The following is a 13,691-nucleotide window of genomic DNA, read 5'->3' as shown; positions in this document are numbered from 1 at the left end:
TCCCCTATGAGTTAACGTGCGTTGTATCTGTCAAGAGCTGCCTGCTTAAGCTCGATACAACGATCGATGTTGTAGGTCTTAAGCTGCTCAACAAATGCATCGTAGTCATCAAGTGACTGCTCGCCTGTGATGAACTTAACTGTATTCTCCTGAACAAGTGTCTGGATATCTGTGTAAAGTGTTACATATTCAGAATTTTCTGCATCTGTCATTGTCATGCAGGAAGGAAGCATGAGATCAAACTTGTCCTTATCAAACTCATCATATGCCTTAAGTGCATCCTGTCCCTCATAGATAGGATCGAACATACCCCAGTTGTAAAGACCGAAATCTGATGTTCCAAGTGAATATGTGTATACTGCTTCTGAAAGTGTGTTAACCTTGCCTTCATCTACCATCTGCTGCATAGCATCTGTGAGGTGATATGTGTCGCCATCCTTTGTATAGGACTCACCCTCGATACCAAGTGAATCAAGCATCATTGCATCCTGTGAATACCAGTAATCAAGATATCTTGCTGCGAGCTCAATGTCTTTACATGATGTTGAAATTCCAACCTCTTCTTTTACAAGGTCAGATGTTGCAAAACCGATTTCAGGTGTATCGCCTTCCTTAAGAACAGGTGAAGATGTTGCTACGATATTGAAATCTTCATCTGTTGTGTAACCCTGCTGCTTAAATACGTCTGAAGTCATACCCCAAAGCTGGATACCTGCGCCTGCTTTACCTGTTCCCATGTAATCAGCAGGGCTCATGATGTCAGCTGCATTTGTCATGAAGTTAGGATCAATGAGTCCCTTTTCATACCAGTCATGGAAAAGTGTAAGCCACTGTTTGTAACCATCCTCAAGAGGACCATATTTAACTGTATCTCCGTCCTTGTAAAACTCACCAAGGCAGCCATAAGCTGAAAGGAAATGGCTGAAATAATCATAGCCGTTTGTACCGATCATAAGAGGAGCTTCACACTCAGGATAGTTCTCCTTGAATGCTGTAAGAACTGTCTCCCACTGATCAATTGTTCTCGGAACCTCAAGGCCGAGGTCATTAAGCCAGTCTCCGCGAAGTGCCATGCCGGCCCAAACTCTCTCACCTCTTACATCACCAAAGTATGATGCGATTGTACGTGTTCCAACGATTTTTCCTTCATCAGTAACGGTATCCTTCTCAAGAGACTCGTTGCTCTTACGAAGTGCCTGGTAAGTAGGCATATATTTATCAACTATATCTGTAAGGTCTACAAGAACGCCATCCTGTACACCCTTCTCTGTTCCACCGGGATAATAGGTTCCGCAATCACGGATGATATCCGGATATTCGCCTGATGCAAGCATAAGACCAAACTGCTCCTGTGCAGATGCAGCATCAACTACCTGCCAGTTTACATGTACGTTCGTCTCTTCTTCCATCTTCTGGATAGCCTTAAGATCATTAGGATTCTCTACATAATCGTTACTCCATACGATCCAGATGCTAAGTTCCTTCTTTTCACTAAGGGGCCAGGTCCACTCGCCTGACTCTGATGCAGTTGCAGTTTCCCCTGAACCGCCTGCTGCCTCACTTGTTGAAGCTCCCTTGCCACATCCAGCAACTGTTCCAACCATCACAGCTGCTGTCAGAAGCATTGCCAATACCTTCTTTTTCATAAACTATACCTCTCTTTCATTTATATCATTTTTAAATTTAAAACTTTTTTATTAACATCAACCCTTAACTGATCCAACCATTACTCCTGAAACGAAGTACTTCTGGCAGAAAGGATAGATTGCAAGTATCGGAAGTGTGGATACTACGATTGATCCATACTTTACAAGTGTCTTGTACATCTGAGCATTATCCATAAGATCTCCGGCGTTTGCTGTAACTGAGCTTGTGGAGTTCTGTGCAGAGATGAGGATTTCTCTCATGAACATCTGAAGAGGATACTTATCTCTTGCTGTAGGAAGATATAACAGTGCTGAAAACCACTCATTCCACTTACCAACTGCGATAAAGAGAATGATTACCGCAAAGGTTGCCTTACACAAAGGAAGAATGATATTAAACATTATTGTCAGCTCGCCTGCACCGTCCATTCTGGCTGATTCTTCAAGAGAATCCGGAATAGCCTGGATTGCAGTCCTCATGATGATGATGTAGAAAACACCCATTGCCTGAGGAATAAGAAGTGCTGCTCTTGTATTAAGAAGTCCGAGCTTATTTACAACCATGTAGGTCGGGATCATACCGCCGTTAAACAGCATTGTGAATGCAAGGAACATCATAAGTGCATTTCTGTAACGAAATCTTTTTCTGGAAGTAATATATCCTGCTATTACTGAAAGCACGCTTGTTATAAGGCACTGTGCAACAACATAAATTATTGTGTTTCTGTAACCGATCCAGATGTTTTTATATCTCATGATGATCTTGTAGGCATTCAATGAGGGCTTTCCCAGAGGGAAAAGTATGAAGCTTGCTGCCTTATCAACCAATGCAGGTTCAGATATTGATGCAAAGCATACATGAATAATCGGAACCACACATAAGAATGCGATCAAGAGCAGAAACAAATGATTAAGTGTATCAAATATCCAATCACCTATTGTCTTTTTAACTACCATTTTTTGTATCCTCCAATCAGAACAGGCTAGATTCTGTATATTTCTTTGATATTGCGTTTGTTACAAGAAGGAAGGTCGTTCCGATTATTGAATTAAACAGACCTACTGCTGTTGAGAATCCATAATCATATTGCTGAAGACCACATCTGTATATATAAGTACTTATTACATCCGCTGTTTCATATGTTGCAGGTGTATAAAGAAGAAGGATCTTATCTGCACCTACCTGTAAAAGTGAACCCATTCTCAAAATAAGCATGATCATGATTGTAGGCATGATTGACGGGATTGTAATATGAATACATCTCTGCCATCTTGATGCTCCGTCGAGAACTGCTGCCTCATAAAGCTGCTGGTCTACACCAGAAAGAGCTGCTATATAGATGATTGATCCATATCCCATTCCCTGCCAGATATTTGACAGAATGTGGATTGCCCAATAGTTCTTGGGATCAGCCAGAAGGTTCTGTACTGTTGTGCCTGACAGCTTAGCTACTACATTAGAAATAAGTCCCCCACTCTGTGTAAAATCAACAATAAGACCGCAGACAACAACCATTGATATGAAATATGGCATGTATGAAACTGTCTGTATTGTCTTTTTAAATACCTTTGTTCTTACTTCATTAAGAAGAAGTGCGAAAATTATCGGTGCAGGAAATCCGAATAGCACATCCAGAATTCCAATCATTGCTGTGTTTCTAAGTAATCTTCCAAAATACGGTCCGGTAAAAAATCGTACAAAGTTGTCAAATCCAACCCAGGGACTTCCGCTTATTCCAAGTGCGGGTGTGTATTTTTGGAAAGCCATCACAATACCTGCCATCGGTATGTAATGGAAGATTATGTACCATACCACTATCGGAATGCACATAATATAGATAACCTTGTTCCTGATAAAGTCTATTTTCAGATTATGTAAAAATCCGGCGAATCCGGCGTGCTCTACATAACCTGTTGCAGGTATCTCTGGCTTTTCTTTTTGCCTGCTGACTCTTTCAGAACGTACAAGCTTATCTTTCATTAGTACTTGTTCCATAACTAAAACTCCTTTTCTCTTTTTACTCTCTCTCCCGGCGTTGTCGCCTTAACTGGTTGTTAGTATATCGTTGTACCATATCCATATAAAGAGTCGTTTTTTTACATTCAGCGACCAATTTTTGTAAAAAGTAAAAAATAGTACCTTGTTTTAGTGGCAATATCTGACCATTTTCAAAGCAATTATTGACCAGAATCCGCCATCTACGCGCAAAATAAAAAACAGACCGAAATCTGTCATAAGACTTCGATCTGTATATTTATTACCTATGTACGATTTTTTACTATAACCTTTTCGTTAGGTTTTTACTTGCTTTTATAGTAATCTCCGGGAGTTGTCCCATGCTTTTCCCTAAAGCATCTGATGAGTGGTCTTGGGGTTGTAAATCCGACCATATCGGCTGCGTCCTTAACGGTGAATCCTTTTTTCATTAGCCCTTCTGCATTTTCAAGTCTGACATTATTAATGTATTCAAGCATTCCTATGCCGTAAACCTGTTTAAAGGTCCTGGACAGGTAAGAATTATTGACGCCAAGCTCAAGAGCCACACTATTGACGTTCATATCCTTATCAGCGTACTGCTTATCCACATATTCCTTTGCCTTTTCCACAAGAAGAATACTTTTTCCACTATTCTCATGTTCAAGTGGTTCTGTCATCTGGTGATCCTTACTGTTTTCCACAGCTGCATTCACAATATCATCCAGCATGCTCTGAGCTTCGATTCCCCTGTGCATTCGATACATGTTCTGGATCTGTTCCATCTGATCCCAGCTAGTAAGAGTTGCCTTCGCCTCATCATCAAGAGACAGTTCCTTATAAAAGGCTACATTTTCCAGCTTTCCGACATATATTCTGTATTCCCTTACCAGCATGGATTCCCTGTTTGCTGTGGGAATTGATCCGATTCCGTGATGAATGTCAGAAATATTTGCAACAAGCGCAATATCAAATTTTTCACGTATAAAACTGCAGACTGTATTCAGCTTTTCAGTAAGTTCGGTCAAAGAGATCTCGTTTGTACCTGTCAGCTGCACTATGTTATAAAACCAGTGAGCCAGTCCTCCTGTTATAAGAAGGTTCTCCTTCCCGATAAGCTCTTCTGATACATTGTGTATGATGAACCACACCTGGTCTCTTTCCTTCTGGTCCATTGGCTTATCCGTCGGATTATCAATATCATAGCTCACTACAAGATAGCGGTTTTTATCATCGTTCTCGGTCTCTATCGTATCCGTACCGTAATTTAAGAGCTTTATCAGTCTCGTTTCCGTATCAGTCCTGAATTTCCTGAATTCATTTTCCGAAAGCTTAAGACTGTTTACCGTTCTGCTTATACCGTCTTCTATCCTCTTAAATTCATCGCTGAGCTCTGAATCTGCCATATTTGCGGATTCATGCTCATCAAGGAACTCAAGAATGGACTCAATCGGTCTGTACTGAACACGTAAAAGGTGGGTCAAAACTATTCCTATCAGGATAAGAAGTGCCACTCCGTATATAACAACTCCGATAATGAAGGGTCTTATTGCACTCATGGCTATCCCGGAATCCATTATCGCAATGAGCCTTAGTCCATATGGCTTTAGGTAGTAAGGATAGATCACTTTCTTACCAACAGCTGTTTTTTCCTGAACCTCAAGGCATTTTTCCACAAAAGTGTCGCTTATTTCCTCATTTCCAAGTTTTATATATGTCCCGTCATCCGATACCAGTAAAAACTGGTATTCATCGCTTAGCGCACTTCGAACCTCCGACATATCAATTTTTATAAGAAGTACTGCATCCTGATCCTCAAATGGTACTGCATACCTGGTGGCCATGGAATAATAGAGCTGCTTGTCATTTGACTGACCGACAATCTTAAACTTACTGTAGAGATTATCACCAAAAAGAGCCTTATTCTCCTCAGCCTCAATATCAAGTCCGGAAACTATATGTACTCCGTCTCCAATCCTGATGAATTCCTCCTTGGTAAGTACAGCCGGTTGTCCCTTAGGAAAAAACAGATATACTTTATCAAAGGCAGAATGTACCGCTCCATACTCATTCATAAGGTCAGCTATCTCGGCAAGTCTCATTCTGTCTTCCACAGTCTCATCGTGCTTTTTGGCCGCGACCTTAACAAGGTTATTTGTGATAAAGGTCTGTGCCCCAAGAACCACTTCCTGGCATACACTCTCCACCACTGATACCTTTTCCCTTACAAGCTTCTCCTCAATATCCTCTTCCTTGGCATACAATGCATGCACGAGAAAAAAAGCTGAAGCAATCATTCCCATCCCTGTTATGAGAATGATCGCCAGCCCTAAAATAATCCATCTTTTTAAAATTGGACGGTGCTTTAAGTATTTAGTAATTCGTCCAAGCATCTAGTCTCTCCCAATAATTTAAAGTAATACGAAGAATGTCATATTCAAGCGTAGCTATACCGATCTTCCAATTATAGCTTATTTTATCTTCAAATTCCTAATTTACTTTTTGTATAGCTTACAACATGCAAAAAGTCATACATAGCTGTATCCTTATCAGATTCTTTTTCCGATTTTATAAAATTAAATTACTGCTTTTTCTTTTAAATGCTTAATCTCGTCCTCAGAATAGTCAAGAACATCCCTGTAAATACTTACATTATCCTGTCCAAGCGTCGGTGCAGGTCTGTTAATCCTCGGCTTCATATCCATGAGCTTAATGGGATTCCCGTTTACCTTCATCGGTCCGATAACAGGGTGCTCTATATCTATAAACATTTCCCTGTCATCAGAGATATGCTCATCCTCTGTTATCTGCCTGACATCATAAATCGGTCCTGCGGGTATGCCGGCTCCAAGAATAATATCCACTATTTCCTTAACTGTTCTCTCTGATGTCCACTTCTCTATCTCTGCCTTTTGCAGGAGATTATTTTTTACTCTTAGCGGCACAGTAAGAAATCTTTCATCCGTAATCATGTCTTCACGGTCTATCAGCCTGCAGAACTTTTCATAAAGCTTCTGATTACCACAGGCGATGATGACAAATCCGTCCTTAGCATGGTATGTGTCGTAAGGTGCTATTGATGCATAGGCATTTCCGTTTCTCTTCGGAATCTCCTGCGAATCAAAATAGCGTATATATGCATTCTCCAGGCTTGAGACAACAGAGTCTACCAAAGACACGTCAACTCTCTGCCCAAGGCCGGTCCTCTCTCTTGCATGAAGTGCCATTAGGACACCCATTACCATGTTCATACCGCCAAGAATGTCTCCCATGGCATTTCCGGATCTTGTGGGTTCCCCTCCAGGTATTCCTGTTATGGACATAAGACCTCCCATTCCCTGGGAAATGATGTCATATCCCGGGCGCTGGCTGTATCTTCCGTAACTGCCAAAGCCTGAACATGCTGCATAAATAAGTCTGGGATTGATTTCTTTTAGCACATCATAGCCAAGGCCAAGCTTATCCATTACTCCCGGTCTGTAATTTTCAAGGAGAACATCTGCCTTTGCTACTAGCTTTTTAAAAATCTCTTTTCCTTCTTCGCTCTTCAGATTTAGGGTAATACCTCTTTTGTTCCTATTAAGGTTGGCATAGTACATGCTTTCGCCGTTTCGATAAGGGCCATACCCTCTGGCGTCATCTCCCTTACCCGGAACTTCTATTTTTATTACATCAGCACCAAAATCCCCCAATATGGATCCGCCATATGGTCCTGCCACAACTCTTGTAAGATCAAGGACTCTCACATCCTGTAGTGCCTGTCCGTAATTATCTGATTTCTTATCTGTAATATTTATTTCCTGTTCCATCATGCTTCCTCCGCATAAGGATCTTCATAGGGCATAAGTTTAACCCCGCTCTCCAGAAGACTCTTAAGCTCATCCTCTGTTACACTTATTTTCATTCTCATAACTGCTGATCCCATGGATTTTCCAAGGGAGTCGAGTCTGAGGCTCATGGTTGCTCCGCCGCCAAGTGCGTGATGCATTACAAAATTCATTCCCTGCAGGGACTCAACTTCATATCTTGTAATATCACCCTTTACCATGTCTCCAAAATAGTCTTTTAGTTTATCAGGGGTTGCTTCCCTTAAAATAATGTCGTAGTATTCGGGTTTTCTTGCAAACACACAGACATTACTTGTATCTCCCTTATCGCCGCTTCTTCCATGGGCGATATCATACAAATATATTCTAGGCATTACACTCCTCCTATATATCATCAGCTATATTCTAACTTTTACAAAAAGCTGCTTCTTAATAACATTTTTCCCTTCTTATACTGTGATAATATGGCTTTCAACAGTAAGCGCATCTCTTGGAATCACTGTCGGATACAGTGCCATAACTTCCTGTACATGTGCTCTTCCACCAAAGAATGATGCTCCCTGAGGTCCGTTAAGCTGAAGAGGGCTGATCTCAGGAATTATCTTTGCACACTCTGCCTTATCCTCTGAAAATACAGCGATTCGCATTACGCACTCATTTAGTCTTGCGATAGTTTCAGGGCTCTTATCAGCTACTCCGAGATGAAGTGAATCCAGTCCGATAAAGCTGATATGTACATCATTCGCCTTCATTCCGCGTTCTTTCATCTTTTTCATGATTATGTCCGCGCAATATCTCGCCTTTTCATATGCATCAGGCCATGCAAATGAGAGCATAGATACTGTTTTCCATCCCTTGTGATATCCTACACAAAGCTTTATGGTATCAGGTCTCTCCTTACCCTTTATTCCTGCAACGGATACCCTGTTCTCGCCTTTTTGAGTAATGGTTGCATGACTTAAATCTACATTTACATCCGGTGTGTAATAATTTGCCGGATCAAGAACCTCATAGAGGAACTGTTCCTTAACACTCTGTTCTGAAATGAGACCTCCGCAGTCCGGAGCCTTTGTTATTTCAAAGGTGTCCTCAGTAAGCTCAGCAATAGGAAATCCCAGATGTTCCATGTCAGGTACCGATCTCCAGTCATACATGAAATTACCGCCGGCTCCCTGTCCGCCGCACTCAAGAAGATGTCCTGCCATTATTCCTCTTGCAAGGTTATCCCAGTCGTCATCTGCCCAACCGAATTCATGAGCAAAGGGTGCCAGGAAAAGTGCTGAATCTGCTGCTCTTCCAGTAATTACCGTATCAGCACCATCTGCGATTGCCTTCTGAATCTGCTCATGTCCGATATATGCATTACAGTTGTATATCTTGTCCTTTATATCTGAAAAGGTAACTCCATCCGGATCGTTACTTCCCGCAGTATCCATAGAGGGAAATTCCCATCCATCCGCTATCAGCTGTGGAATCTTGTCCTTTATGTCATCACCTGTAACATAGCCAATTTTATATCCCTTAAGGTTTTCGTTTTCTGCCCAAGCCTTTATTGCATCAACGCATCCCTGGACATTCATTCCACCGGCATTAGTAATTATTCTTATCTTTTTTTCAAAGGTTTCTCTGCCTGCTTCCTTCAGAAGTCTTGTTACAAAATCCGGTGCATATCCTTTTGACGGATCCTTTATCTTTTGTCTTGCCATAATTGATAACGTAAGCTCGGCAAGATAGTCACAAGCCAAATATTGAATATCTGCTTTCCTGATCATATGTATTGCAGCATCAGGTGAATCTCCCCAGAATCCCTGACCACCGCCTATAGCTATTTTTTTCATTATATATTGCCTCCTCGCGTATACTACAACGTTGTACCTGAATTACAAAATACACCTCAATACTCATATTTGTCAATAGTACATCGTTGTATTATTTGTTCATTTTCCTGTTTTATTTTGGAGATGCTTTATGTATAATTAGTTTTGATTAAAAGATAATTTCGCCTTTTTATGGTGAAATTGAAACTGAGGATGAATAACATGGTCACAATAAAGGATATAGCCAAATATACAGAACTGTCGCCAAGTACAGTCTCAATAGTTCTAAGAGGTCTTGGCAAAAAAAGGAATATTTCGGAATCAACTATAAACAAAGTCACAGAGGCTGCTGTTAAACTTGGATATACTCCAAACATGCAATCCAAGCTATTACGTAGTAACCTTCCCAATTTGCCTGTAATTACTCTTTTCTGGGATGCCTCCGCAAGGCAGGATACGCTTTCCCGTTTTCTTGCAGGACTCCAGGATTCATTAGACAGGCATGACTATAATTATGGTCTTCTTATAAATCCATATCGTATCGGTCATCTCGATGAAGCCATAACTCAAAGAACACTGACCGGAAGCAATGGCATAATAATCTGTAATGCTTCTGAAAATGATATGGAATATCTCGAGCAGAACGATTTTCCTATTCCGATCGTCTTATATAACAGATATTCAAAAAAATATCCTACTGTAACCATGAACGATGAAGAAATAGGAAAAATTCCTGCCGAAGTTTTTCTGCGTCATTCAAAAAAACATCCGGCGCTGCTTACCTCAAAAGCTACCTTTAACGGAATGAATATCAGAGAGAATGTATTTAAGTACACTCTTAATGAATCCGGAATAAATATATTAGAAAAAATAGAAGTAACCGACACACTTGAAGGTGGATATCAGGGTGCACTCCGGTTATTGGATTCTTCCACTTTACCTGATTGCCTGTTTTGTACCTCCGATAATATTGCCTTTGGTGCCTTAAAGGCATTTAACGAACGGCAGATACTCATTCCCCAACAGCTCGAAATCATTAGTGTCGGCAATGGTATGAAACAGCACGAAGAGTATTCAATCCCTTCTCTTTCTGTCGTTGGTCTTCCGATTGAACAGATGGCAGATGCATGTCTTACAAGAATATCCCGAGCTATTACAGCTTTTGATACCACGCCTGACATGCAGCAGTTTCATGTAGAATATATCTCAAGATCAAGTAGTTTAGTATAGACAATATTCTTCTATAATACTGTTTCGTAAAGATAACTTTTCTCGATAATATCGTTTCATGTAGAAAATATTTTCTAACTAATCGATTTTATTTGATAATTCATTGATTTTGTCCTAGTTTTGAAGTATTTGTAAAATTTCTATTATATGCGTTATTTTTCTAACAAAATATTGTATAATGTAGTGTATGAGCGTTTAGCCGATGTTCTACAACATCGACTATCACAATAGAAAAAGAAAAGGAGTTAAAGAAATGGCAGAAATCAATTTAACACAGTATGGCATTACTGGCACAACTGAGATCGTGCACAACCCTTCTTATGAAGTTCTCTACGAAGAAGAGAAGAAGGCTGGTCTTGAAGGATATGAAGTAGGTCAGGATACAGAACTCGGTGCTGTTAATGTTATGACCGGTATTTACACAGGTCGTTCACCTAAGGATAAATACATCGTTATGGATGCTAATTCCAAGGATACAGTTTGGTGGACAACTGATGAGTACAAGAACGATAACCATCCCATGAGTGAGGATGTATGGGCAACAGTTAAAGATATCGCTAAGAAAGAGCTTTGCGACAAGAGACTTTTCGTTGTTGACGCTTTCTGTGGTGCTAACAAGGATTCTCGTATGGCAGTTCGTTTCATCGTTGAGGTTGCTTGGCAGGCTCACTTCATTAAGAACATGTTCATCGTTCCTACAGACGAAGAGCTTGCTTCTTTCGAGCCTGATTTCGTAGTATACAACGCTTCTAAGGCTAAGGTTGACAACTACAAGGAGCTCGGTCTTAATTCTGAGACATGTGTAGCATTCAATATTTCCAGCCGCGAGCAGGTTATCATCAACACATGGTACGGCGGAGAGATGAAGAAGGGTATGTTCTCAATGATGAACTACTATCTTCCTCTTAAGGGCATGGCTTCCATGCACTGCTCAGCTAACACAGATATGGAAGGTAAGAACACAGCTATCTTCTTTGGTCTTTCCGGAACAGGTAAGACAACTCTTTCAACAGATCCTAAGAGACTCCTCATCGGTGATGATGAGCACGGTTGGGACGACAACGGCGTATTCAACTTCGAAGGCGGCTGCTATGCTAAGGTTATCGGTCTTGATAAGGACGCTGAGCCTGACATCTACAACGCTATCAAGAGAAATGCTCTTCTTGAGAACGTAACCGTTGCTGCAGACGGCAAGATTGATTTTGACGATAAGAGCGTTACAGAGAATACTCGTGTATCATATCCTATCGATCACATTGATAATATCGCTTCTAAGGTTAATAAGATTTCTGCCGGTCCTGATGCAAAGAACGTTATCTTCCTTTCAGCTGATGCGTTCGGAGTACTTCCTCCTGTATCAATCCTTACACCCGAGCAGACTCAGTACTATTTCCTTTCAGGCTTCACAGCTAAGCTTGCTGGTACAGAGCGTGGTATCACAGAGCCCACACCTACATTCTCAGCTTGCTTCGGTCAGGCATTCCTTGAGCTTCATCCTACAAAGTATGGTGAAGAGCTTGTTAAGAAGATGCAGAAGTCTGGTGCTAAGGCTTACCTTGTTAACACAGGTTGGAACGGCACTGGCAAGCGTATCTCCATCAAGGATACTCGTGGAATCATCGATGCTATCCTTAACGGCGATGTAAACAAGGCTGAGACAAAGAAGATCCCGATCTTCGATTTCGAAGTTCCTACATCTCTTCCCGGAGTTGATCCTGCAATCCTTGATCCTCGTGATACATATGCAGATGCTTCTGAATGGGAAGCAAAGGCTAAGGATCTTGCAGAGAGATTCACTAAGAACTTCAAGAAGTATGAAGGCAATGACGCTGGTAAGGCTCTTGTAGCTGCTGGCCCCAAGCTTTGATATCAGTACAATTAAGCATTAATTATTTACAGGCGAATGCATAACGCATTCGCCTGTTTTATTATCAACTCGTATTATTTTGTTATTAAAGCATCTTTCTCTATTATGTTAAAATGATTTATTCTGTGGTACTTCAATATACCTGTTCTTAACCTTTGCCTTATGAAGCCCAAAGGTTTCCATGGTCGAGCAATACTTATCTGCCAGTGTAACAATCCATGCTTCCCTGCAAAGCGGTGGTATTATGGTTAATGGCCACATATGCTTCTTAATTATGTCCTTTTCACGCTCCGTCAGGACAAAGTCCCTACTGGCATTTTTGAGGGCTGTACCGGGGTGATAAAAGCCATGAAGTTTAGGATGTATATTCCCTTTATCTTTACCATCTATATGCCAGTCATATAGGAAATAATCGTGCAATAAAGCCCCTCTAACCAACTCACGCTCATTACACTTAGCATGAAGAAATCTGTTTATTCTAAGGGCCCTCTCAGCAACATTGATGCTATGTTCATATACTGACATATCCCCATGCTGAATAAAACCGTTTGACTTTATAAATGAATGAGCGGAAAGGATCTCTTGTCCATGCTTTCTAAGAGATTCTCTAATCTTCTTTCTTCTTTCTATCTTTTCTTCTCTTGTCATATAAAAACTCCAACATAAAAAGTAAATCCAAAGTTCATTTTAAAATCATATAATTTATTTATCAATAAAGAATTAGTAAAATCAGTACCTAATTGAAATAAAATATCATTTGGGAATTATTTTAGATAACTACATTTGAAAGAATTATAAAAATTAATAAAAAAGATGCCTAGACTCGGAATCGAACCAAGGACACGAGGATTTTCAGTCCTCTGCTCTACCAACTGAGCTATCTAGGCAAACTTGAGTAGCGGGGACAGGATTTGAACCTATGACCTTCGGGTTATGAGCCCGACGAGCTTCCAGACTGCTCCACCCCGCGATATTTAATTGAATGGATGGCGGTGGATTCGAACCACCGAAGCAATTTGCAGCAGATTTACAGTCTGTCCCCTTTGGCCACTCGGGAAGCCATCCATATAAAGAGCCGATGAGCGGACTCGAACCGTTAACCTGCTGATTACAAATCAGCTGCTCTGCCAATTGAGCCACATCGGCTTATTTCTGAAGATATAATCCTCAGAAAAAGTGGGGCCTATAGGGCTCGAACCTATGACCCTCTGCTTGTAAGGCAGATGCTCTCCCAGCTGAGCTAAGACCCCAGATTTAAACAAATATTTGATTGTTGAACGACCCGAAGGGGGTTCGAACCCCTGACCTCCGCCGTGACAGGGCGGCGCT

The 13,691-nt window shown here is 40.9% G+C and carries 10 protein-coding genes and 5 tRNA genes; 2 read left to right on the top strand and 13 right to left on the bottom strand.

Annotated features, from left to right (window positions below):
- Positions 1-11 precede the first annotated feature (11 nt).
- From G602_RS0123870 to G602_RS0123840, 7 genes are all read right to left on the bottom strand, one after another.
- Complete coding sequence (locus G602_RS0123870) at positions 12-1,646, bottom strand: extracellular solute-binding protein (RefSeq protein ID WP_026661276.1); 1,635 nt, start codon at positions 1,644-1,646, stop codon at positions 12-14.
- A gap of 57 nt (positions 1,647-1,703) precedes the next feature.
- Entirely contained in the window at positions 1,704-2,603 is a 900-nt protein-coding gene (locus G602_RS0123865; RefSeq protein WP_026661275.1) for a carbohydrate ABC transporter permease, read from the bottom strand.
- A gap of 16 nt (positions 2,604-2,619) precedes the next feature.
- Complete coding sequence (locus G602_RS0123860; protein ID WP_242835713.1) at positions 2,620-3,642, bottom strand: ABC transporter permease; 1,023 nt, start codon at positions 3,640-3,642, stop codon at positions 2,620-2,622.
- 305 nt (positions 3,643-3,947) lie between these two features.
- Positions 3,948-6,014, bottom strand: a complete 2,067-nt coding sequence (locus G602_RS0123855; RefSeq protein ID WP_026661273.1) for a helix-turn-helix transcriptional regulator — start codon at positions 6,012-6,014, stop codon at positions 3,948-3,950.
- 183 nt (positions 6,015-6,197) lie between these two features.
- Positions 6,198-7,433, bottom strand: a complete 1,236-nt coding sequence (locus G602_RS0123850; protein ID WP_242835712.1) for a CaiB/BaiF CoA transferase family protein — start codon at positions 7,431-7,433, stop codon at positions 6,198-6,200.
- Entirely contained in the window at positions 7,430-7,822 is a 393-nt protein-coding gene (locus G602_RS0123845; RefSeq protein ID WP_026661271.1) for an AtuA-related protein, read from the bottom strand. Before G602_RS0123845 ends, G602_RS0123850 begins: the two co-directional genes overlap by 4 nt.
- A 75-nt stretch (positions 7,823-7,897) precedes the next feature.
- Positions 7,898-9,286, bottom strand: coding sequence for an acyclic terpene utilization AtuA family protein (locus tag G602_RS0123840; protein ID WP_026661270.1), 1,389 nt, complete (start codon positions 9,284-9,286; stop codon positions 7,898-7,900).
- A 201-nt stretch (positions 9,287-9,487) separates the two neighbouring features.
- Here G602_RS0123840 and G602_RS0123835 point away from each other — a divergent pair, with 201 nt between their 5' ends.
- Together G602_RS0123835 and pckA are read left to right on the top strand one after the other, a co-directional pair.
- Positions 9,488-10,495 (top strand): LacI family DNA-binding transcriptional regulator, encoded by a 1,008-nt coding sequence (locus G602_RS0123835; RefSeq protein ID WP_026661269.1) that lies wholly within the window; start codon positions 9,488-9,490, stop codon positions 10,493-10,495.
- Between the two features lie 253 nt (positions 10,496-10,748).
- Complete coding sequence (gene pckA, locus G602_RS0123830; protein WP_026661268.1) at positions 10,749-12,362, top strand: phosphoenolpyruvate carboxykinase (ATP); 1,614 nt, start codon at positions 10,749-10,751, stop codon at positions 12,360-12,362.
- A gap of 108 nt (positions 12,363-12,470) precedes the next feature.
- Here the strand turns inward: pckA and G602_RS0123825 are convergent, their stop codons facing one another.
- From G602_RS0123825 to G602_RS0123800, 6 genes are all read right to left on the bottom strand, one after another.
- Positions 12,471-13,010 carry an HD domain-containing protein gene (locus tag G602_RS0123825; protein ID WP_044933551.1) on the bottom strand — a complete coding sequence of 180 codons (540 nt, stop codon included), beginning with the start codon at positions 13,008-13,010 and terminating at the stop codon, positions 12,471-12,473.
- A 166-nt stretch (positions 13,011-13,176) separates the two neighbouring features.
- Positions 13,177-13,249, bottom strand: a tRNA-Phe gene (locus G602_RS0123820).
- 9 nt (positions 13,250-13,258) lie between these two features.
- Positions 13,259-13,332, bottom strand: a tRNA-Met gene (locus G602_RS0123815).
- Positions 13,333-13,345: 13 nt separating this feature from the next.
- Positions 13,346-13,427: transfer RNA gene (locus tag G602_RS0123810), tRNA-Tyr, on the bottom strand.
- An 8-nt stretch (positions 13,428-13,435) separates the two neighbouring features.
- A tRNA-Thr gene (locus G602_RS0123805) sits at positions 13,436-13,508 on the bottom strand.
- A 31-nt stretch (positions 13,509-13,539) separates the two neighbouring features.
- Positions 13,540-13,612 (bottom strand) — tRNA-Val (locus G602_RS0123800).
- Positions 13,613-13,691: the final 79 nt, after the last annotated feature.

The organism is Butyrivibrio sp. AC2005, from assembly GCF_000424145.1.
Taxonomy (GTDB): Bacteria; Bacillota; Clostridia; order Lachnospirales; family Lachnospiraceae; genus Butyrivibrio.
This window is presented reverse-complemented; position numbering and strand designations above follow the sequence as displayed.

What these genes read in the sequence shown, in the direction of transcription:
- G602_RS0123840 (WP_026661270.1), bottom strand. Translation starts at nt 9,286, where the DNA reads ATGAAAAAAATAGCTATAGGCGGTGGTCAGGGATTCTGGGGAGATTCA.
- G602_RS0123835 (WP_026661269.1), top strand. Translation starts at nt 9,488, where the DNA reads ATGGTCACAATAAAGGATATAGCCAAATATACAGAACTGTCGCCAAGT.
- G602_RS0123870 (WP_026661276.1), bottom strand. Translation starts at nt 1,646, where the DNA reads ATGAAAAAGAAGGTATTGGCAATGCTTCTGACAGCAGCTGTGATGGTT.
- G602_RS0123865 (WP_026661275.1), bottom strand. Translation starts at nt 2,603, where the DNA reads ATGGTAGTTAAAAAGACAATAGGTGATTGGATATTTGATACACTTAAT.
- G602_RS0123845 (WP_026661271.1), bottom strand. Translation starts at nt 7,822, where the DNA reads ATGCCTAGAATATATTTGTATGATATCGCCCATGGAAGAAGCGGCGAT.
- G602_RS0123855 (WP_026661273.1), bottom strand. Translation starts at nt 6,014, where the DNA reads ATGCTTGGACGAATTACTAAATACTTAAAGCACCGTCCAATTTTAAAA.
- pckA (WP_026661268.1), top strand. Translation starts at nt 10,749, where the DNA reads ATGGCAGAAATCAATTTAACACAGTATGGCATTACTGGCACAACTGAG.
- G602_RS0123860 (WP_242835713.1), bottom strand. Translation starts at nt 3,642, where the DNA reads ATGGAACAAGTACTAATGAAAGATAAGCTTGTACGTTCTGAAAGAGTC.
- G602_RS0123825 (WP_044933551.1), bottom strand. Translation starts at nt 13,010, where the DNA reads ATGACAAGAGAAGAAAAGATAGAAAGAAGAAAGAAGATTAGAGAATCT.
- G602_RS0123850 (WP_242835712.1), bottom strand. Translation starts at nt 7,433, where the DNA reads ATGATGGAACAGGAAATAAATATTACAGATAAGAAATCAGATAATTAC.